At 60.2% G+C, this 20173-nt stretch carries 18 protein-coding genes and 2 pseudogenes; 10 read left to right on the forward strand and 10 right to left on the reverse strand.

Features of this window, described 5'->3' with window-relative positions:
- The coding region (locus NKI31_RS31145; RefSeq protein WP_352653390.1) for a DUF6600 domain-containing protein at positions 1 to 1121 on the reverse strand (1121 nt) is incomplete at its 3' end.
- 621 nt (positions 1122 to 1742) lie between these two features.
- Here NKI31_RS31145 and NKI31_RS31150 point away from each other — a divergent pair.
- Positions 1743 to 2180: a nuclear transport factor 2 family protein gene (locus NKI31_RS31150; protein ID WP_023827599.1), complete on the forward strand. Its 438-nt coding sequence runs from the start codon at positions 1743 to 1745 to the stop codon at positions 2178 to 2180.
- 33 nt (positions 2181 to 2213) lie between these two features.
- Here NKI31_RS31150 and NKI31_RS31155 read toward each other — a convergent pair whose 3' ends face one another.
- From NKI31_RS31155 to NKI31_RS31165, 3 genes are all read right to left on the reverse strand, one after another.
- On the reverse strand, positions 2214 to 2720 hold the full coding sequence (locus NKI31_RS31155) for a GNAT family N-acetyltransferase (RefSeq protein WP_023740167.1): 507 nt from the start codon (positions 2718 to 2720) through the stop codon (positions 2214 to 2216).
- A 312-nt stretch (positions 2721 to 3032) separates the two neighbouring features.
- Positions 3033 to 3626 (reverse strand): class I SAM-dependent methyltransferase, encoded by a 594-nt coding sequence (locus NKI31_RS31160; RefSeq protein ID WP_352653391.1) that lies wholly within the window; start codon positions 3624 to 3626, stop codon positions 3033 to 3035.
- A gap of 37 nt (positions 3627 to 3663) precedes the next feature.
- Positions 3664 to 4086: a MerR family transcriptional regulator gene (locus tag NKI31_RS31165; protein WP_352653392.1), complete on the reverse strand. Its 423-nt coding sequence runs from the start codon at positions 4084 to 4086 to the stop codon at positions 3664 to 3666.
- 66 nt (positions 4087 to 4152) lie between these two features.
- On the opposite strand from NKI31_RS31165, the pseudogene NKI31_RS31170 reads away from it, so the two are divergent.
- The 3 genes and pseudogenes from NKI31_RS31170 to NKI31_RS31180 all read left to right on the forward strand — a co-directional run bounded on the left by NKI31_RS31170 (position 4153) and on the right by NKI31_RS31180 (position 8171).
- Positions 4153 to 6412: pseudogene (locus tag NKI31_RS31170) on the forward strand (heavy metal translocating P-type ATPase).
- Between the two features lie 33 nt (positions 6413 to 6445).
- Positions 6446 to 7511: pseudogene (locus NKI31_RS31175) on the forward strand (DMT family transporter).
- Positions 7512 to 7886: 375 nt separating this feature from the next.
- Positions 7887 to 8171 (forward strand): Hpt domain-containing protein, encoded by a 285-nt coding sequence (locus NKI31_RS31180; protein WP_352514550.1) that lies wholly within the window; start codon positions 7887 to 7889, stop codon positions 8169 to 8171.
- A 15-nt stretch (positions 8172 to 8186) separates the two neighbouring features.
- On the opposite strand, the gene NKI31_RS31185 is transcribed toward NKI31_RS31180, so the two are convergent.
- From NKI31_RS31185 to NKI31_RS31210, 6 genes are all read right to left on the reverse strand, one after another.
- Positions 8187 to 9611 (reverse strand): glycosyltransferase family 2 protein, encoded by a 1425-nt coding sequence (locus tag NKI31_RS31185; RefSeq protein ID WP_352653393.1) that lies wholly within the window; start codon positions 9609 to 9611, stop codon positions 8187 to 8189.
- Positions 9611 to 10648, reverse strand: coding sequence for a HEAT repeat domain-containing protein (locus NKI31_RS31190; RefSeq protein ID WP_352514548.1), 1038 nt, complete (start codon positions 10646 to 10648; stop codon positions 9611 to 9613). The genes NKI31_RS31185 and NKI31_RS31190 overlap by 1 nt, the downstream gene beginning before the upstream one ends.
- Before the next feature lie 2 nt (positions 10649 to 10650).
- Positions 10651 to 12393, reverse strand: coding sequence for a YaiO family outer membrane beta-barrel protein (locus tag NKI31_RS31195; RefSeq protein ID WP_352653394.1), 1743 nt, complete (start codon positions 12391 to 12393; stop codon positions 10651 to 10653).
- Positions 12390 to 12785 (reverse strand): response regulator transcription factor, encoded by a 396-nt coding sequence (locus tag NKI31_RS31200; protein WP_352653395.1) that lies wholly within the window; start codon positions 12783 to 12785, stop codon positions 12390 to 12392. Before NKI31_RS31200 ends, NKI31_RS31195 begins: the two co-directional genes overlap by 4 nt.
- A 257-nt stretch (positions 12786 to 13042) precedes the next feature.
- Positions 13043 to 13420, reverse strand: coding sequence for a response regulator (locus tag NKI31_RS31205; protein WP_031198823.1), 378 nt, complete (start codon positions 13418 to 13420; stop codon positions 13043 to 13045).
- A gap of 5 nt (positions 13421 to 13425) precedes the next feature.
- Positions 13426 to 15861, reverse strand: a complete 2436-nt coding sequence (locus NKI31_RS31210) for a hybrid sensor histidine kinase/response regulator (protein ID WP_023822644.1) — start codon at positions 15859 to 15861, stop codon at positions 13426 to 13428.
- Between the two features lie 298 nt (positions 15862 to 16159).
- On the opposite strand from NKI31_RS31210, the gene NKI31_RS31215 reads away from it, so the two are divergent.
- The 6 genes from NKI31_RS31215 to NKI31_RS31240 all read left to right on the forward strand — a co-directional run bounded on the left by NKI31_RS31215 (position 16160) and on the right by NKI31_RS31240 (position 19526).
- The gene (locus NKI31_RS31215; RefSeq protein ID WP_023673385.1) at positions 16160 to 16363 is read left to right on the forward strand and encodes a CsbD family protein; all 204 of its coding nucleotides are present in this window, start codon (positions 16160 to 16162) and stop codon (positions 16361 to 16363) included.
- A 159-nt stretch (positions 16364 to 16522) separates the two neighbouring features.
- Positions 16523 to 16702 carry a hypothetical protein gene (locus NKI31_RS31220; RefSeq protein WP_352514544.1) on the forward strand — a complete coding sequence of 60 codons (180 nt, stop codon included), beginning with the start codon at positions 16523 to 16525 and terminating at the stop codon, positions 16700 to 16702.
- Positions 16703 to 17462: 760 nt separating this feature from the next.
- Complete coding sequence (locus NKI31_RS31225) at positions 17463 to 17630, forward strand: hypothetical protein (protein WP_352653396.1); 168 nt, start codon at positions 17463 to 17465, stop codon at positions 17628 to 17630.
- A 495-nt stretch (positions 17631 to 18125) separates the two neighbouring features.
- Complete coding sequence (locus NKI31_RS31230; RefSeq protein WP_352653397.1) at positions 18126 to 18362, forward strand: hypothetical protein; 237 nt, start codon at positions 18126 to 18128, stop codon at positions 18360 to 18362.
- Complete coding sequence (locus tag NKI31_RS31235) at positions 18359 to 18715, forward strand: class I SAM-dependent methyltransferase (RefSeq protein WP_352653399.1); 357 nt, start codon at positions 18359 to 18361, stop codon at positions 18713 to 18715. The genes NKI31_RS31230 and NKI31_RS31235 overlap by 4 nt, the downstream gene beginning before the upstream one ends.
- A 607-nt stretch (positions 18716 to 19322) precedes the next feature.
- Positions 19323 to 19526, forward strand: a complete 204-nt coding sequence (locus NKI31_RS31240; protein ID WP_352500210.1) for a hypothetical protein — start codon at positions 19323 to 19325, stop codon at positions 19524 to 19526.
- The last annotated feature ends 647 nt before the right edge of the window (positions 19527 to 20173 follow it).

Consider the following 20173-nt stretch of genomic DNA (forward strand, 5'->3'; position numbering starts at 1 on the left):
GGCTCGGCCTGCTGCTGCTCGGCGGCGGGCTGCTCCTTGGCCTTCGGCTTCTGAGGCTTGGCCGCCTGTTCCGGCTCGGCCTGCTGCTGCTCGGCCGCGGGCTGCTCCTTGGCCTTCGGCTTCTGAGGCTTGGCCGCCTGTTCCGGCTCGGCCTGCTGCTGCTCGGCCGCGGGTTGCTCCTTGGCCTTCGGCTTCTGAGGCTTGGTCGTTTCTTCGGGCTTAGCCTGCTCGGTCGTTGAAGCGCCTTCGGTCGGCTTGGATTTCCGGCCAGCCTGAACCTGCTTCACCTCGTCGATGTCTTTGAGCTTGGCGGGTTTGGCCTTGGTGTCGGCTTTCACCTCCCCCTCAAAGACAGCGACCGTATTGTTTTCCAGTTTGCCGGACTGCTCTAGCGCGTCGGTCTTGCTGACCTTGACGGTAGTCACCTTCTGGCTCGTCTCTTTTTCGATCACATCGACATCAATGATTTTGTTGATAACCACGTTGTTCTGGAACGTCACGTCGCCGGCCGGCTCGGCCGCCTCCACGATGCGCACAAACTCCGGCTCATCACGGACAACGACGGTAGAAATGTCGGCAGCAAGGAATTCGCGGGTGGGGACCACAACCCAGTAATAATCAGGCGTCGTGTCGAAAGTCACCTCAATTGAAATCAAATCCGGATCGCGGCGCGGCGGCAGCGGAGCCCAAATCATGTGCTCCCTGTCACGACGCCAACTCACCCATGCTGGCGCCCAACGGGTGCCCGGAACCCAGTACCAGCCGATGTCGTCGGCATAGCCCCACCGGCCGTAATGGTAGGTCGCCCAGCCGAATGGTTCGTCGGATACCCACAGCCAGCCATACTGCTCGGTATAGGCCCAGTGTCCAACGGTATATGGACGCCAATCGTCAGGTACATCAACTGGCACGAAAACGGACGCGCCGTGGTACGAAACCCAATCACCATGGGAAGACAATTCTTCGTAGAATGTGCTGATCGAAACCTGGGTGGCAGCCCTCGCGTTGGCCACAAGCGACAACGGGGTAATCGGGTTGGGAATCTCGGCGACGGTGAGCAGAAAGGCGGCCACGCCCCCCAACATCAGTCGCACCCCATTCTGGGCAAGGACGCGTTTCATCCTGTCTTCCTCCGAAACAGATCGCCCTTCATCTTAGAAACTCGCCGGCTGTCGGATTGTTCCACGTTGCGAACGTTGCCCCGCATCACAACGGCTGGGCGTCGCACAATGATACTGGCATCAATTGAGGCGGTTTGTCATCACCGCCGTCACAAATGCTTGCCGAAGACGCAATGCAACGGGAAGAGAAACCCAGCGTCGCGCTGTACCTCTGGTGCACTGCGCAGGGAGTTCCATCTGGCTAGGTATCCTTGTGCTAGGTCGGATGAACGAATGGCTTGTTTTGAGGAGTGCGCTCGCGAGTGGCTTAGAAGAGGCGCGTTGCAGACTGGCGGCTTTTGGGCCGAGAGCTGAACGTCCACTGTTAGCTGGCGGCAGATCGAAGCTGCCCTCCTGCGGGGATCCAATCACGGATGCGTTTGTCCCCACCGGCATCAGTTGTAATGCAACCTTTGTTCTAGAACAGGAGAAAGCGGTTCTGTTTCGGATGGCATGCCAATGATGTTGCGGAAAGCACATTATTGGACCAGGTTTGGAGCAGCTATCGCAAAGGGTGCAGCGTTCCAATCGGCCCGGGAATCCTCTGCTAACCCCTGAGTATGATCTGAGGAGGTTTCTGCAATGGACACAACCGTTGAGAGCGACTGTAACGCCATACGGGCTCTGATCTCGCGCCAGTTTGCAAGCATGAGTTGGAAGGCGGCGGGCGAGCCCGACTGGGAGAAATTCCGATCCGATTTTTTCCCGGATGCGCAAATGTTTCCTTCATCGCGGCCGGCCCGGCCCCAATCCGTCCCCGCGTTCATCAAGCGAATGAGTTCTCTCGCAGGAAGCGACCTGTTGTCGCTTGATGAAAGGGTTCTCGGCAGCAAGATACAGGTGTTTGGCAATGTAGCAGTGGCAGTTATAGCCTGTGAGAATGTCGAAAACGAGATCAACTTGGAGCGAGTGGTTGAAATGATGCTTTTGGTGAAGGATCAGGGCAACTGGAAGATTGCGGCGCAGGCTTGGGACAAGGCAGGGGAGGACACGAGCCTGCCCACAGATATATTGGATTAATGAGCCGATAGCCGCCAGCCGGGTGACGCGCCATTATTTTCCTGCTGCGTCCGGTGAACCCGCTCTGGTCATCAAGTAGTCGTGGAATTGGTGTGGACCCATCATTACAGGCTCCAGACGCTCGATCGAAAACCCCTGGGAACGGTAGAAATCGATCGCGGATTGGTTTTTCTCAGCGACAAAGAGCGCTTGCGGATACCCTACACCGAAGTAGTTGCGAACTGTCTCGATCAGGAGTTTGCCCAATCCCAGCCCTCGGGTTTCGGGCAGCAGATACAGCTTCTTGATCCACAGGGTTCCGCCTTGGACATACGCGGAGGCATAACCTGCGTCCTTCCCGTCTGTCGTAATGATCCAATAGCTTTGCCGTCGCTCGTGCATGTCCGCGTAGAGACTGGGCATGGAATAGATATCGGCTACGATGCCCGCCGCCAGGTCTGCGCCGATCAGGGGTGTATAGTGGGCCTGCCAGATGACCAGGGCTAGGTCCCGGACCCGATGGAGATCGGTCGGGGCAACCAGTAAAATGTCAATGACCACCTAGACGCCTCCCAAAAGCGACACAAAGCAGAAGTTACTGTTTGAAACAGAATTGGCAAATTCCGTATGGGCCTGCCCCCTAATTCCGAGAGGGACCTTAACCCGAAAGGCTTGTGGGCGCTCAGGTCAAATAGCGGACTAGGCAGAAACCTTCCTGGCAGCCTACTCAACGGCGGAATTCCTGAGATTGCGCCAGTCGCAATCCCGGAAGATGGCAAACCTGTCCGCCCATCGTTGGAAATGGAGACCTAGGTGGCCACATGCGTGCGCCGGCGCCTAGAGTAGTAGATAGACGATCGTCCCGAGCTGCCGTCACGCGCGCTCAAAAGTCATGCCGTAGTGATAGGGCGGCAGATCGATCAGCGTTATCAGGTGAAAGCCGGCCGGCTCGACGACGGCTCTCACCGCCTCGGGAGGCATCCGCATGTCCGTCTTTGGCCCGCGCGGGTGACCGAGTACCGTCGTCTGTTCGCGCGGCACCGGGTGCCAGTTGACGATAGCGAACACGCCGCCAGGCCTGAGCGTTTTGGCAACGGCCTGGACAAGGCCAGGCTGGTCGGGAACACCATGGAGTGTATTTGCGATCAAAACGAGATCCAGCTTTTCCGGGATCAATCGCGAGATCTCGCCGGCGTCGGCTATGATCCATTTTAGAACCGAAACGCCCTCCTGCTCTGCTTCCGCACGAGCCATCTCGATCATTGCAGGGTCGAGATCGAGCGCGTAAACGCGGCCATCGACGATCTTTGCTAGGGGAGCTGTGAAATATCCATCGCCGCAGCACAGATCGAGCACTGTCATACCCGGTGCCACGCCCAAAGACAGCAGGAGGCCTGCTGGATCCGGCCACAATACGGTCCACCAGTCCCGATCTGGCATCGATGTCGCAGGAAAAATTGCGCTCATACCGGCTGCCTAGCACGTGGCCGTAAATACGAAGACATCAGTGATCGTTTTGGCATTGATCATAGTCGGCCAGAACCTCGATCACCCGACATTCGCCGACTTTACCATGACGGCAGCCTTCGACCATCAGTTCCAGTTCGGCTTTGAGCGCGTTCAGGCTCTGAATTCGCTGTTTGACCTCGCCTAGTCGAATCCGGGCGATGGCGTCGGCCGTGGCGCAGGGCTGGCCTGGGTCGTCCTGTAGCGTCAGAAGCGCCCGTATAGCGTCGATTTCAAAGCCCAGCTCTCTGGCATGACGAATGAACGTCAACCGACGCAGGTCCGCAGCCTCATAGTGGCGGCGATTGGCCTCGCTCCGGGATGGGGCAGGCAGAAGTCCGATCTGCTCATAATAGCGGATGGTCGGTACTTTCACGCCGCTTTGCCGGGCCGCTTCGCCAATGGTCACGCCGTCTAACATTTTTCGCTTGCTCCTCTAGTCACTAGAGGATGTAGCGTCGCTGTCAAACCATACAAGAGGAATGTTATGACCGCGTCCCAGGCACAAACACGTTATCGCGTCGAAGGCATGGACTGTGCCGGTTGCGCCACCAAAATCGATAAAGCGGTACGTCGCATCCCTGGCGTCGAAGATGTCAGCGTGTCCGTCACCGCCGGCACCATGACGGTCAGGCACACGCCCGAGAGTGACCTCGCCGAACTTGAAAAGAAGGTGACTGGCCTCGGCTACACGGTTGCCGTACTCAAGGTAAAGGCAAAGGTCGGGCTGGACGGCGCAGAGCACCATCACAATGACCACGACGATGCGGGCGACCACCATGCGGGCCATGCTCACGCCAGCCACGATCAGGTCAGCGAAAGTCAAGATGACCGCGAGGAGGGAATGGAGGGCCTTCACGGGCACGACCGCGCGCCAACCTCGGGGCCGTGGTGGAAGAGTCCCAAGGGTCGCCTGACGATCGCCAGCGGCGCGGCGCTGGTCCTTGCGTTTGCCATTCACTATGTGTGGCAGTCCGGGGTGTGGGTCTTTATCGCGGCCATGCTGGTTGGCCTGGTGCCTATCGCCAAACGGGCCGTCATGGCCGCCGTCGCAGGCATTCCCTTCACCATCGAAATGCTCATGACCATAGCGGCCGTCGGTGCGGTCATTATCGGCGCCAGCCAGGAAGCTGCCACTGTGGTCTTCCTGTTCCTTGTCGGTGAGCTTCTCGAGGGCGTTGCCGCCGGAAAGGCGCGCTCGAGCATTCAAGCGCTGACCACGCTGGTCCCGAAAACGGCCTTCATTGAAAAGGGCGGCAAGACGCGCGAGGTGCCGGCCGAAAGCCTTGAAGTCGGCGCCATGATCATGGTGCGGCCGGGTGACCGGATTTCCGCCGATGGCGAGATCACCGAGGGTGAGAGCGCGATCGACGAATCCCCGGTGTCAGGCGAGAGCGTGCCGGTGCGCAAATGCGTCGGCGACAAGGTTTTCGCCGGCACCATCAATGGCGACGCTGTTTTGCGCATCAAGGTCACCGCCGTTGCCTCCGATAACACTATCGCGCGCGTCGTCAAGCTGGTCGAGGAAGCCCAGGAGAGCAAGGCGCCAACTGAGCGGTTCGTCGACCGCTTCTCGCGCTGGTACACGCCTGCTGTGGTCGGCGTGGCCGCGATGGTGGCCGTGGTTCCACCTCTCGTTTTCGGCGGCAACTGGAACGAATGGATCTACAAAAGGCCTCGCCCTGTTGCTCATCGGCTGCCCCTGTGCCCTGGTCATCTCGGTCCCGGCGGCAATCGCCGCGTCGCTCTCGGCTGGCGCCAAGCGCGGCCTGCTGATGAACGGCGGGGCGGTCCTCGAGGCTCTCGGCAAGGTCACCGCCGTGGCGCTTGACAAGACCGGCACGCTCACGCTCGGCAAGCCCCAGGTCACCGACGTGGTTTCTTTCGGAAAATCGGAGGCCGAAGTGCTGCGTCTTGCTGCCGCCTTAGAGACCGGCTCAAGCCATCCGCTTGCCATCGCCATCCTCGCAAAGGCGTCCGCAGACAAGGTTCAAGCTCCGGCCGCGTCCAAAGCGCAGGCTCTAGGTGGCAAGGGGGTCAAGGCGAACGTGGAAGGCACCGAAGTTTTCCTTGCATCGCTACAGGCGGCTGAGGATACGGCGAAGCTCACTGAGGTCCAAAAGTCTCAAATCGCCGCGCTCAATGACGAAGGCAAAACCGTTTCGGTCGTCCTCGTCGACAACAAGGTGACGGGCGCCATTGCGATGCGTGATGAACCGCGCCCGGACGCCTTGGCTGGTCTCAAGGCGCTGATGAACTCCGGCATCAAGACCGTCATGCTGACCGGCGACAACAAGCGGACAGCTGCCGCGATCGGCAAACAGCTCGGCATCGAGGTCCGCGCCGAGCTGCTGCCAGAAGACAAGCAGCATATTGTTGGAGAGCTGAAGGGACAGGCGCTCATCGTGGCAAAGGTCGGCGATGGCATCAACGACGCGCCAGCCCTTGCGGCGGCCGACGTGGGTATTGCTATGGGCGGCGGCACTGACGTGGCTCTCGAAACTGCTGATGCGGCGGTGCTGCATGGCCGTGTCGGCGACGTCGCCGCCATGATTGCGCTGTCGAAGGCGACCATGGCCAACATCAAACAGAACATAACCATGGCCCTCGGCCTCAAGGCCGTCTTCCTCGTGACCACGGTCTTGGGAATCACCGGCCTGTGGCCGGCGATCATGGCCGATACCGGCGCGACCGTTCTGGTGACGGCCAATGCCATGCGCCTCCTGCGCTGGAAAGGGGCGGCGTGACGAACAAGCGGTCCTCTGTGCTAAACTTGAAGCATGTCTGAATCGCACTCCCATTCGCATCTCTGGCCCGGTGTCCCCCTCGCGCTAGGCTCCGCCGCCCTGTTCGGAGCGGTTTCGCCACTCTCCAAGCTCATCCTCGATTCAGTGAGCCCGCTGATGCTCGCGGGCTTGCTCTACCTCGGCGCCGGGCTAGGCCTAGCGTTGTTCTGGCTTTACCGCCGCTCGACCGGCGGGGATCAAACAGAAGCTTCGCTGCAAACGGCCGATATTTCGTGGCTGGCGGCAGCCATTGCCATGGGCGGCATCGTTGGACCGGTCCTGCTTATTTCCGGGTTAGCTCTGACCACGGCGTCGAGCGCAGCTTTGCTGCTGAATGTTGAAGGCTTGGCCACCATGGCGATTGCCTGGTTGGTGTTTCATGAGAACGTTGACCGCCGGCTGCTGATCGGTGCTGGCGCCATTCTTGCGGGTGCTGTTGTGCTTTCGTGGGCCGGGAAGGGAATCTCGGCAAATGCCGGCGCACTCCTGGTCGTCGGCGCCTGCGTCGCTTGGGGTATAGACAACAACCTGACCCGCAAAATCTCGGCGGCCGACCCGGTGACCATCGCCATGCTCAAGGGCTTGGTGGCCGGCACTGTCAACATTGGTTTGGCGGTGGTGTCCGGCGCCGTGTTTCCGCATGCCGCGTCATTGGGAGCGGCGGCCGTCGTGGGCTTTCTCGGCGTGGGCGTCAGCCTGGTGATGTTCATCCTGGCCTTGCGCCATCTCGGTACGGCACGCACGGGGGCGTAACTACTCGCTGGCGCCCTTTATCGGGGCCTTCCTGGCCATTGTGCTGGTCGGTGAGCCCCTAACCTTGCGGCTGCTTGTGGCGGGTGCCCTGATGGCTTACGGCCTTTATCTTCACCTCGCTGAAAGACACGCGCACGAGCATGACCACGAAGCGCTGGAGCACGAGCACAGCCATGTTCATGACGAACACCATCAACATACCCATGACGGGCCCGTAACGGAGCCGCATTCGCATTGGCACCGCCATGAGCCTATGCGGCATTCTCATGTGCACTATCCAGACCTTCATCATCAACATCGGCACTGATCTCCGACGAGTGCCCCGATCAATATGATGTCCCAAGACCAGGCGAGCACCAGTCGTCCATCTCGGCTATTTCCGCAACAGCTGGTGGTCCGGCGAAATGGCTCGATGCGGCAGCCTCTGCCGACGTGGGGCGCTCTGCCAATTCCTGCCCGGACCGGCCTCCAGCCATGGCCGGACCGCCGCACAGCGATGTAGACGATGTCTGCTTTCAGGCAGTGACCGCGGAATGCTGAATGGCCGATATTGGGCGCGAAGCTGCCGTTTGTTGGGGCACGGCCCACTCTAGTCCGCTCTGACGTGCCAAGCAGCTCGTTTCACTCCACCGAATTTTCTGCTTGAATACCTCTGAAACCTGGCCATGGAGCGCCTCCCATTTTGGAAGATCCCTTCGCCCCCCTACGGCAACGTTTCCTGGCCCGGTGCGCCGCTCAACTAGCGGAGTTGAAGGCGGCGCGTCACACAGCCCTTTTGAAGGGCCCCAGCGACTCGCTGACTGGGACGACGCACTCGCTCGCTGGAGCCGCGGGAACGTTCGGGTTTGCTGAGATCAGCGTGCAGGCATCGGCACTGGAAACTTTGCTGATCGAGCAGGCGGGTGACGGAGCCGTGCATGCCGCCCTCGATGCGCTTATAACTGAAATCGAGCGGACGCTGCGGTGATTCAACTGGCTGGAGTCACTTCTTGGGGCCAGTCAGGCCGGTCCTGGTCATCTCGCCCCAGCTTTGGTCGGCGCGCAGATATTGCCACCATCCCTTCACGCGCCAGAGATTGTTGAGCTGGCGGTAACCGAAATTCTCGATCACAGCCACGGCCGTGAGCAAGGCGAGATCCCGCGCGCGCGGAAAACGTTGAAGCTCGGCCTCTTCGAGCACCAGCGAACACACGCTCACGCAAACCCCGTAGGTGAAAACCAGCGACGTGAATGCCAAGAGATATTCGGTCGAAAGGATGCCGAGCAGCCAGAAGGTCGGGATCAGCACATAGCCCAGCACCTCCGATATCGGCCCTAGCACATCGACAATCAGTATGTGGCCAAACCCAAGGAAGCCAACGCGCCCATAGCGGGGGTTGAAGAGCATGGAGCGGTAACGGAAGAAGCATTCGAGCGCACCGCGCTGCCAGCGCGTACGCTGCCTTGCCAGAACGCGAAGTGACTCCGGCGCTTCGGTCCAGCACACCGGCTCAGGAATGAACTGGATGCTGTATCTTCGCTTGGTGTCCATCATGTGGCGATGCAGCTTGATAACGAGGTCCAAATCTTCACCCATCGACCCACTGGTGAAGCCGCCAACCGCCACAACTTCCGTGCGGCGAAACAGACCAAAGGCGCCGGACACCAGCATCAGCGAGTTGATGCGGCTCCATGCAAGCCGCGCCATGAGAAAGGCTCGCAAATATTCGACCACCTGCAGCAGCGGCAGTAGCCGGCGCGGCAGCCGGACCTCGCGCACCCTGCCACCTTCGATCCTGGAGCCGTTGGCAATCCGAATCGTGCCGCCTACGGCGATGGTGCGCTCTGGATCGTCGATGAAGGGCTGCGCGGCACGCATCAGCGCATCGGGCTCGAGGATGGAATCGCCGTCGATCACGCAAAACAGCGGCGCGCGGCAGACATTGATACCGGCATTCTGGGCATCGGCCTTGCCGCCATTTTCCTTGTCGACCACGAACAGCCGTTCGGTAATCAATGAGGAATAGAGCCCGCGAATCGGCTTGTGGGCCAGCGCGTCCTCATAAGGCCGGTGGAATTTCACCAGCTTGAAGCCTTCGATAAGGCGCTGCAGAGTCTGATCCTTCGAGCCGTCATTGATGACGATCACCTCGAAATTCGGATATTCGAGCGCCAGCATCGAGTGCACGCTCTCGACTACGTTAACTTCCTCATTGTAGGCGGGCACCAGCAGCGCGATCGGCGGCGCGACGTCGCCATAACGGTGCCACAGCAGCGCCGATCGCGCGACCGGCGGGCGCTTGGACAGCGCGTAGGCGGCAATGATGAGTTGCAGGAGGTATACCGCCGTCTGCGCCAGCCCTGCCCCAATGATGAACCAAGACAGGATGGAGGCACCCAGGATGATCTCTTGGCTCCAGTCGAACATCACGCGGCCGGCCCCTCGGCAAGGATCAGTGAGGCCGTGCGCTGGCGGCGCGAGACCTCGCTGGCGGCGATCTCGCGCAGCACCTGTTCTCCCTGCTGGCCGAGCGAGCGCAATGCGTTAGCGGCGGCATAACGCACGGTCCATGCCTCGTCGTCCATCAGCTGAGCGAGCGGCGCGGCGAGTTCAAACAGGCCGAGGCGGCCCGCTGCATCGGCAGCGTCGGCACGCACATCCCAGCCGCCATTTTCCATCGCCTTGGCCAGGATGGCCGGCGCATTGGCATGTCCCGTCAGGCCGAGTGCCCGCAATGCGGCTGCGGCGACCTCCGGTGACGGATCGCCAGCCGCGCGAGCAAAGAACTCACCAAACCGGAAGCCGCCGTTGCGAGCAAGCGCATCGATTGCCGCCGCCCTGATAAAAGGCACCGCGTCCTCACGGCTGCCGTAATCCTCAAGCTCGTCGAACCGCTTTGACGGAAAGCGCCTGAAAAGCTCGATCACGCGCCGTGAGCGCTGCCCCGCCACGCCGATCTTGCGTAGCGTTATGACCAGCGGCGGCAGGGCGCCGATATCGCACAGCGCAATGGCGACGGCGATCCTGACCTCGCGCGAGCGGTCGCGATCGAGCGCCGAAAGCAGGTTTGCCACCGCGTCCTCCGAACGCAGCGCGGCCAGCATCTCGGCCGCGTGGATGCGTTCGGCGCCGTTGCCCTTTTCAAGCTGGGTGCCCACAAGGGTCGGCAGGCCACATTCGTTGAAGGCTGAAAGCAGCTCGTCGTGCTCCTCGCCGCGCAGCAGCGAGATAAACTCGAAGCCGGCATCGATCGCCACCCTTGCCGGCACCGCAAGCAGCGCTGTCTTTAATGCCTCGCGATCGCGATTTTCGGTGAAGGCGATCAGCCCCGTTAGAAGAAGGCGCCGCTGATCGGCGCCCGCCGTCCCCCGGCGCTCGTGCAGCACCCGGCGCCCGATCAGCAGAAGCATGATCACCAGGGAAAGGGCACTGAGCAGGATGGACAGGTACCAGACGTACAACATGATCAAAACCGCGCAGTCAGGCCGAGCCTGAATGTGGTTAGGTCGAATGTCGGGCGCTGCTCATGGGCGAGGCTACTGCGCAGCGTCAGCGGGTCGGAAACGTCCCAGGAGATGCCCCCAAAGACGGTACGCGTAGGCACCAGCGTGCCGTCGGAGATCTCGGGGGCATCCCCAAAACCACCAAAAACATTGACGCTAGGGGTAACTGCAAGATCGACTCGCAGGACATAACCATCGGCGCGCGTGCCAATGTCGTCGGCTGCGTGGACCCAACGTGCCGAAAGCCCGAGCCGGCCGCCCAGGACATAGGCCTGCACCCAGGGCGAGATGGTGGTGATCTCGGTATTGGCAAAATTGTCATAACGGGTATCGACGTTAAGCGACAACGGGCCAAACGCTTTGGCGGGCGCGAGGATCTGCCATGAAGCGCCGGCTCCGATCGAGTAGCGCGCGAGGAAATCGGCATCCGGCGTCGCACCCAGCAGCGCATGCGCTGAAACAGTGGGCGAAAAAGCCTGGTCGATGCGGCCCTCGATCTGGAAGTCGGTGTGGCCGAAGCGGGTCGCCACCCGGGTGCGGCCCGAAATTGTCGTTTGCGCGCTGAGCCGATATGCTAGGCCAGCCGAACTGTCGGTCCAGCCACCAAGCCCCTCGGTGAGATCGCTCACTTCGCTGCCCAGATCGAGCCGCCATTTGCGTGGCGGCGGCGCGGCGAGCCTCTGCTCGACATCGCGCGAGCCGGGTTCGAGGGCAAGCGCCTGGCGGTAGGCGTCTCGCGCGCCAGCATCGTCGCCACGCGCTCGGCGCAGATCGCCGATCCCCACAAGCGCCTCAGCATTGCGCGGATCGACCGCCAACACCCGCAGAAACGATTGCTCGGCCCGCGTGTAATCCTGCTCCAGCATGGAAATCCGCGCATCGAGAGCGATCAGTTCGGTATTGTCACGTTCAGCGCCAAGCACATCACCGATCATTGTGCGGGCTCGCGGCACGTCGTTCTGCCAGATCGCCAGACGGACCTTGCCTAAACGGGCGTCGAGAAGTCCGGGCCTGATGGCCAGCGCCCGGTCGAAAAAATTCCCGGCTTCGTCAAATTTCTGTTGGGATCCAGCCACGAGACCCATGGCGACCAGGATGTCGGTGTTTTTCGGCGCCAGCAGTAGCGCTCGGCGATAGGCGTTCTGCGCCTCGGGCAATTGTCCCGCCGCCCGCAATCTCTGGCCCTTCTCCATCAGGCCGGCGACGGGATCCGGCCGCGGCGGACGCAGCCTCTTCCTCGCGGTTGCAGGCTTCGCTTTGCTGCCGCCGGCTTGCTGGGCCTTGTGGATGCTGGCGACAAGCGTACTAGCATCGGCATTGTCGGGCTGGGCACGCGAGACTTTTTCGGCCAGCGGCAGGGCAGCGTCCAGATTGCCCGACCGGAACTCGACCTGAGCCATGCCGAAGCTGGCATCCAGATATTCCGGCGCAATCGCAAGCGCATTGGAAAACGCTTCACGCGTCGCTGGCAGATTGTTGCGGCCAAGTTCGGTGAAGCCAAGTTGCACCAGGGCGTCGGCATTGTCCGGCTTGAGCGCCAGCGCACGCCTAAGCAGCTGCGCCGCCTCGTCGAAATGCTGGGCCTGCCTGGCCTTCACGCCGGAGGCGTACAGTTCCTCGACCGTCTGGGCCAGCGTCGCGGCGGGCACTGCCGCAACCGCCAGGAAGACGCATGCTGCAACCGTGGCGCACCGGCCGCGCCTCACCAGCGCTTCCCGCTCTTCCGCGCCAAGAGACGCGCAAGCCGGGCCAGGAGTTCCTCGGGAATGAAGGGTTTCACAAGGTAGTCGTCGGCCCCCTTCTCAAGAGCGGAGACGATGTCTTTTTCGCCCTTGCGGGCGGTCAGCATGACCACCGGGATTTCCGACAAAGCCGGTTCGCTCTTTATGCGGGCAAGAACCTCTAGGCCGTCGGCCTTGGGCATCATCGCGTCGAGCACGATGATATCGGGCGCCTCATGCTCCGCCTTCAAGAGCGCTTCCGCCCCGTCTACTGCTTTGATGACCTCGTATCCCTTTGCCATGAGCCTGAATTCCATCAGTTCGATCAAAAGGGGATCGTCATCGCAAATCAGAACTCTTGCCTTCGCTCCGTTCAACAGCCTTGCTCCGGTTCCGTCGCCCCCCGGAGTGATCAATCCATGAACCACATCCGCCAACGCGGCTCATGCAGAGAAACATTGTTCTCAACTCTCATCGACATCCGCCGATCCTAGGCAATTATAGACCACCTGATTCGCTACGCCTGCATCTCGGCACAATCAGTAGATGAATAAGGAGACATGGTATAGGAGCCGTGAACGGCGTCGCTGAGTCTGCAGCCAGACTGCGCTCGGTGCTCAAGCCAAACGTCGACTCAGGCGCGCCGTCGAAGCAATCTTTTGACTTCACCGGCAAGCGCAAGCGGGTCGAACGGCTTCGCGATGACCCCTACCGCCCCCATCGCCAGATAGCGTTCGACCTCATGGGTCTGGGTGCGCGCGGTGATGAACACCACGGGTATCGAAGCCGTCGCCCCAGACCCGGCCAGGCGCCGCAGCGTCTCTGGTCCGTCCATGTCCGGCATCATTACGTCGAGCAGAATAAGGTCGGGTCGCCATTCGGCGGCATCGGCGAGCGCCTGCAAGCCGGACGGGCAGGACAGCACCTCGAACTCCGGCTCGAGTTCCAGCGACATCTGGGCGATTTCGCGGATATCGTCCTCGTCATCCACATAGAGAATCCTTGCGGGCATGAGCGTCACTCCTTGGCGTGCGCGGCAGGTTGGGTGCGGGACGAAACCAACATGCTCCTGACCAGCTTTGCCACATCGATTTCCGACGCCCTGGTCTTGGTCAGGATGGCCTGCACGCGATCACCTAGTTTCTGGTCTAGCTCCGCCGCCGAAAACACGATGACCCCAGTCTCGAGCGGCAGATCGGCCAGCAGGTCCAACCCCGATCCGTCGGGGAGTGCAATATCCAGGATCACCAGATCGAAGCGATGCCGGCCGATCGCCTCCCGGGCGTCCTTGAGGGTCTTCGCAGAAGTGATCGAGACCCCCGAACCCAACCCCTCCGACATCACCGCAAGCACGCCCTCGTCGTCCTCGAGATGCAGAATCTTCGGCCTCTGCTCGGTCCTGCCAGCAAGGATCTTGGCAAGGGCGGCGTGAAGCCGCTTTGAATCCACCGGCTTCTCCAGCCAGTCGACAATACCGACGGCGCTGCCGTTCAGCGACCCCCTGGCCTCATCGGCAACGGCGGAGATGACGATGACCGCAATGTCGGAATTGACCGGCGATGCCCTAATGTCGTGGAAGAGCTTGATACCGGATTCCCCCGCCAGCTTGATGTCGAGGGTCAAGGCCACGTATTCGCGGGACCTCAGAAGCGCCGTTGCCGTGGCGATATCGGGTGCGATGTCGCTGGAAAAGCCCTCCGCATCCAAGAGTGCCGCAATCACGGCGGCGACGTCGGATTCGTCTTCACAGATCAGAACCCGTAGGCGGCCATCGGGCTTCCGCGTCAGGTGCGGTGGCGGATACGGCCTTGGGTGGTGCCTGCGTGCTTCTGCAAGGTCGAGGTGGAACGAGGTTCCCTTGCCTTCCTCGGTTTCGAAGGAAATGGCTCCGCCCAGTTTTTCGGTAATGGCCTTGACGATGCTCAACCCCAGGCCGGTGCCGCCTATCTTACGCGTGCTGGAAGCGTCCGCCTGCTCGAATTTTCCGAATATACGGCCGCGGAAAGCCTCCGGGATGCCAGTGCCCTGGTCCATGACGGAAATACGCAGCATGTCGCCGTCACGACGCTGGAATTTCACCGTGACGGTGCCATCAGCATGCGAGAACTTGATCGCGTTCGACAGAAGGTTCGCCATCACCTGATGCAGGCGATCCGGATCGATGTTGGCCTCAGCGCGCGGGGCATCGTCGATCAGAACGATCTTGATCCGGCTGTCAGCCATGTAGTTGGAGCTGGCGGCAATGGCCTGCTCTAGCACCTGACGGACAGGCATCTGCTTGATCTTGAAGGTGATCACGCCCGATTCGATCTTCTCGATATCCAGAATGTCGTTGATGAGGAGAACCAGCCTTTCGCTATTGGTGTGGGCGATGTTGACGAGATTGGCGGCCTTCGGCGGCAGTTCGCCGGCAACACCGGCCGCGATCAGGCCAAGCGAGCCGCGGATGGAGGTCAACGGGGTGCGCAATTCGTGGCTGACCGTGGAAATGAAATCGTTCTTGAGCTGGGCGGTGCGCTTCTGCTCGGTGATGTCGCGATTGTAGGTGATGACGCCAACGATGTTGCCCGACTCGTCGCGGAAGGGGGCCTTGAGCGTGTAAAGCCAACCTTGCCGGCCGTCCGGGAAAAGCGCCGGCTGGTCGATCCGCAACGTCTGCCCGGCCTCCAGTGCGCCCATCTCATCTTGCCGGAAGCGCTCGGCTACATCCCTGGGGTAGAAATCGAAATCCGTCTTGCCGATCAGATCGTCGACCGAAGCGGCGCGAACCATTTCGGCGGTGGCGGGGTTGGCGGCGATGAAACGGCCGTCGACATCCTTTATGTTCAGGCAATCCGGCAGTTCTCGAACCATGGCCCGGTAGGTCATGTTGGACATCAAGAGCTCCCGCCGGCGCTGCTGCCGGTCGAGCAGGACGCCGATGATGATTGTGCTTAGGAAGCGGAATACGAGGGACGGGAACGTGCTCTGCTGCACAAGACCGGTAAGGGCTTGCGCTGGGATGACCAGGAGCGTGATAAGCCCGGCGAGAGCGACCGTTACGCTAAGACCGAATATGTCGTACATGGTGCGCGATCGGGCCGCGACGAAGTGGTGCCACGCGATGCCGACAATTGCGGTAATGAGGATACCCATGACACCAGCACCTGCACCCTGCCCGCCCAGATGGGCGCGATAGGCAATGGAGCCGGCCGTGGCGATGAGCATTGCCGGCCATCCGCCGAAGAACGCGGCCGCAGCAATGAAGGCGGCGCGCAGATCGACGACGAAGCCGGAGACGGACAGGGCCGTCGCCATGGAGATGACGGCGCCAACGCACATGACCAAGCCGAGAAGCAGCGACTGCATCCGCCGCGAGAAGCGCCCGGTGAAATCCGCCACAAGGTCCCAGGCGACCACGAGAATGGAGACCAAGGCAAGGTTGGCGAGGAGTGAATGCCAGATGTCGGTCATCACTTCGGCTCCTTTTCCCGACAAATACCGGCAAAACCTATCCGAGATCTAAAGAAAATACAGACGGTCGGTGGCACGGTGGTAGCGCCTTGATTGCTCGCGCTTCTCAAGCAGTCAGTCAGAAGGCGTTAAGGGCGATGACCTGCGCAGACGCCCCTGCTGCATTGTTCTGCTCTAACTGCTCCCGGACAGAGGCGAAGTTCCATTGCTAGATCACCAGCAAGCGCGCTTACCTGCAGCGGAACCTGATGGCCACTACGACCGTTGTTCGAAAGGACAACGAAAGGAGATCGCCATCATGGACTGGAACCGCGTCGAAGGAAATTGGAAGCAATTCAAAGGCAAGGTCAAGGAGCAGTGGGGCAAGCTCACTGATGATGATCTCGACCGCATAGCCGGCAACCGCGATCAGCTCGAAGGTACGATCCAGGAGCGCTACGGCATTGAGAAGGATCGCGTGCGGCGAGACGTCGACGACTGGTATGGTCGACAAGACTCGTAGGCAGGACAGTTGAACCTAGTCAAATAAGGGCGCGGTCACAAACCGCGCCCTTTTCGTGTTTTTGGCATCCGGGTGCCGTTCGGCTCGGCCTTGAAAAAGCGATTTATGGGAACGTGTCGGCTTCCAGCCGCGTTGATTTCTACAATGGAGATCGTAGCAATGTCCATCCACAAAGAAGACTATCGAACGAACAAGGCTGACTACCTGATAGCGAAAAGGCCAGATCTGGTTGAGAAGACCAAGCCGAAAAAGAAGACATTGCGGCGTGCAGATCAGCGTTCCGCAAAGTTATTGGAAAACCCCGCCGCGTTATCCGAGAGGCCGGCCTCACGCCGTTAGAGAAATCGCAGAAGGTCAGGAGGAACATTTTAGCGATACTGAATGTTCGACTGTCTATGGACAGCCGAACCGTACCCTCCGCAGATCAATCTAAAGCAGCACGAGCCCTACTGAACTGGTCGCGTGTGCGACTTGCCGCAAAGGCCAATCTTAGCGAAATGGTGATCAGCGATCTTGAGAACGAATTCAGGAAACCGCGTCCCCAACCTCGCCGCCATCCGCAAAGCGTTTGAGGATGCCGGAATCGTTTTCACCGTCCAAGGCACTCCATCGCTAGCCCGCTCAGAAGGCGATAGCGGCCTCGCCGCCGATAATAGACAGTGGCGCCGCCGGGAGAAAAAAGGATAAGGGGAAAAGCCTGTGTACCCTCCTCTGCAACCCGATCTCTAAAGCGGCCGCTGACAAGGGCGGTTGTTCACTGACTTTGTTCCGACTTCAGTCAGGCCAACCCTCCGGGGAACCTCCCTTGAGATAGCCTCTGCTTTAGGTCGTTGGCATTCAGGATGGCCGCCAGCTCTTCGGCATACTCCATGTCGGGAAGGTCGACAGATGGGTGGCCCGCTACAATAGACGGCAGCCCGGTGAACACGTCGAATACCGTCCACGTCCGATCCGGTTCCCGCCTTACGCCGTACCGAAGAGTTGCCATGAGAGGATGCTAATGGAAGCCGCGAATATATGGTACAAAAAATGCGAGCGGGCGATCGGGCAACAGGCACGCCTTCCGGAACTTTTGCCGCTGCGACGGGTTCGGTCGGGCATGACCAGAATAGCCGACCTCGGACCGCCCGTGCCCGGCAAGCCACATGACCCTGACTGGGAATTCTATGCGCGCCCCATCTGCGGCCAGCGGGTCGACCGGCGTGACTTCCGCCAGGTCATGGGGCACGAGCAACCGGACCATGAGCCGCTCGAACTGGATCAGTGAGGCAGGAAAAACTGGGCAGCCTTCATTTTTCAGTATCGAACCAGCGTTTGCGCGCCACCGCTTCTAGGCGCATGGTGCATAGATGAGCTCTATCGATCGGAAGCTGTCGGAATTGAATCACATTCAGGAGGCCTTGACTGAAGAGGCCATAATCCTGCGCTATCTCTCCGAGATTTCGCGCCAAGACGCGAGAGAGATATGCGAAGAGCTCCGCCAAATGGTAGGTGTGGCTCGCAGCAGCAACAAATTCGCGTCCATCATCACCGGCTCGTGCAAAGGCTAGGCGACGGCGGCCCGCGCCACCCCAGGAAGGAAAGCACGGGCCCGACTGTTGCTGTCTTCCATCTTCCGGAGGGCGAAGACGATGGGCAAAAACTTGGCACCACTCCACGCATGACTTGATACTCTTGGGATTATCATTGGATAATCAGGTCCAACAGAGGCGGCTGATCCGACGGGGGCGAGTTCCCCCCAACGAGCGCCATGTGGGATCGGATGGCGCCACGATTTATAGCGAAACAACTGTCCTGGCCGACCGGAATCGGCGGCTGGCTGGTCCGGGCCGGAATGAACCGGGGCAATGCCCGGCTCAACGGCTACGCTCTCGATCATTTGCAACTGGTAACGGCAGATCGTGCCGTGGAGGTCGGTTTCGGCGGCGCAGTTTTACTGCCGCAACTTAACCGTGAGGCAGCATTCGTTTGCGGTGTTGATCGCTCGCAGATGTCGTGAACGCTGCCTCCCACCGGTTCGCCGATGCAGTGCGCGCCGGACGAGCCGAGTTCCGAACCGGGCTAGTCGAGGACTTGCCCTTGCCGGATAGCACATTCGACAAGGCTCTCAGCGTCCACACAGTGTACTTCTGGCAAAGCCTTAGAGCTGGATCCGCAGAGCTCCATCGCGTCCTCAAACCAGGCGGTCGCGTCGTGCTGGGCTTCCTCCCGAAGGCCCATATGGACCGGATGAACATGCCGGCCGACATTTTTACACATCGCGAGCCGGATGAGGTCATTGCTGCCTTGCGAGATGCAGGGTCAGCGACCCTGAAGTGCGGAGACCGAGCACGGAAACCTGGCTCGTTGTGACAGGCATACGAAGATAGGTTTCGGCGCCTGGAAGCGGAGAAGCCCGCCGCCGAAGCCAACTGGCTTTGTTGCAGGGCCGTGGTTTGCCTAGGCTCCTCTGGGTTCAACACTGGGTGCCAATTGCGCCGTCACTGCGCTGAGACGCCCACGTTTGGTCAGTACTGGCTTGCTGTATTCTTTCTTCACTGCAGTCCCTCTCTAGCGAATTTCGGCAAAGCGCCTTGGGGCCTAAAGGTTCTCACTCATCGGTGCAGGTTGATGGCGTGCACACAGCCGTTACGGCCGAGAGCTTCTCACGCTTCTTTAATTCAGGCTTCTGATAAGTCTTCTTCATGCAGGATCCCCAGGTTTGTCCCTCAACGCGAAAATGCGGTGCGCCGGCCACGATTGTCAACCAGAAACACTGAAGTAGCGGCCGAGCGACGCCAGGGGACCGGCACGCGCGGTCAGGGCGGCGTGCGCAGCGTGGATGCTGCAATTGCCTGGCCGGTTCCCATTGCCTGCTAACGAGCGCACACTGCTGCGTCGCCTCGAAAAATCAAAAACAAACAGGCACGAGGCGCTTGGGAGCGATCATCAGGCTTTCGCCCGACCAGGGAGAAGGCCCATGCCCACACCGGCACAGAGCCGGCTCATGTATTTTATGGGCCAATTCGTTCACAACGAGAGCATCGTTTCCAAGCAGGATATTATCGTTGGCTTACTGGATCACGAAGGCAGTCCGACGGCCGACGCCGACGAATTGCTGGCGAACTTGCATCAATCACTGCAACAGGCCCGGCAGAGCTTGCACGAGGCGCAAGAGATATAGAGATATATCGAGTCAGAAATGCGGAGTAGCGAAAAAACCGCTTCATTGTCAGGTTTGAGCAGCCAAATCGCACCGGCTGCGAAAGAGCTTGTGCCTGCGGCAAATCCAAAAAAGTCTGTGTTCGCGGATCACATCATCAGCCTGGAGCAACATGAGGAACGGCTGGCGGCGCTTTTCGCTGCGCCGCGTCCACCCTATAAAGCGGTGGTATGGGCCAAGGTCTCAGGACCCGTAAATAGCCACCTGTTCTTCGCACGATGTCGGCTTTCAGAAACCGCCTAAAGCGATCCCGATATTGGGCGCAATGGCCATCCGTTCTGATTAAGTCGTCTTGGCCAGCCGTGGTCTTCACTCGACCCCGCATGATGAGGTATGACCAAGAAGGATGTAGACTAAACCGGAAGAGACAAGGTGCAGGTGCAAGGCATTGAGAGAAATAGCAGGAACCGAACCAATCCACAGGAATATTTTGTTGGTATTTATGTTGGTAGCAGATGCGGCTAACATTCCCCTAAGTATCTGAAAGCAAAACGGGATTTTCTTCACTTGAATTCCGCCTCTGGGCACCATCCCCCCTTCTCCCGGCACTCCTTTTCACCGAACCTTCTACGCTGCAGCTTTTGCAACCGCTTGGAATTGTTGGTCTT

Origin of the sequence: Mesorhizobium sp. M0659 (assembly GCF_040320605.1) — a bacterium.
Taxonomy (GTDB): domain Bacteria; phylum Pseudomonadota; class Alphaproteobacteria; order Rhizobiales; family Rhizobiaceae; genus Mesorhizobium.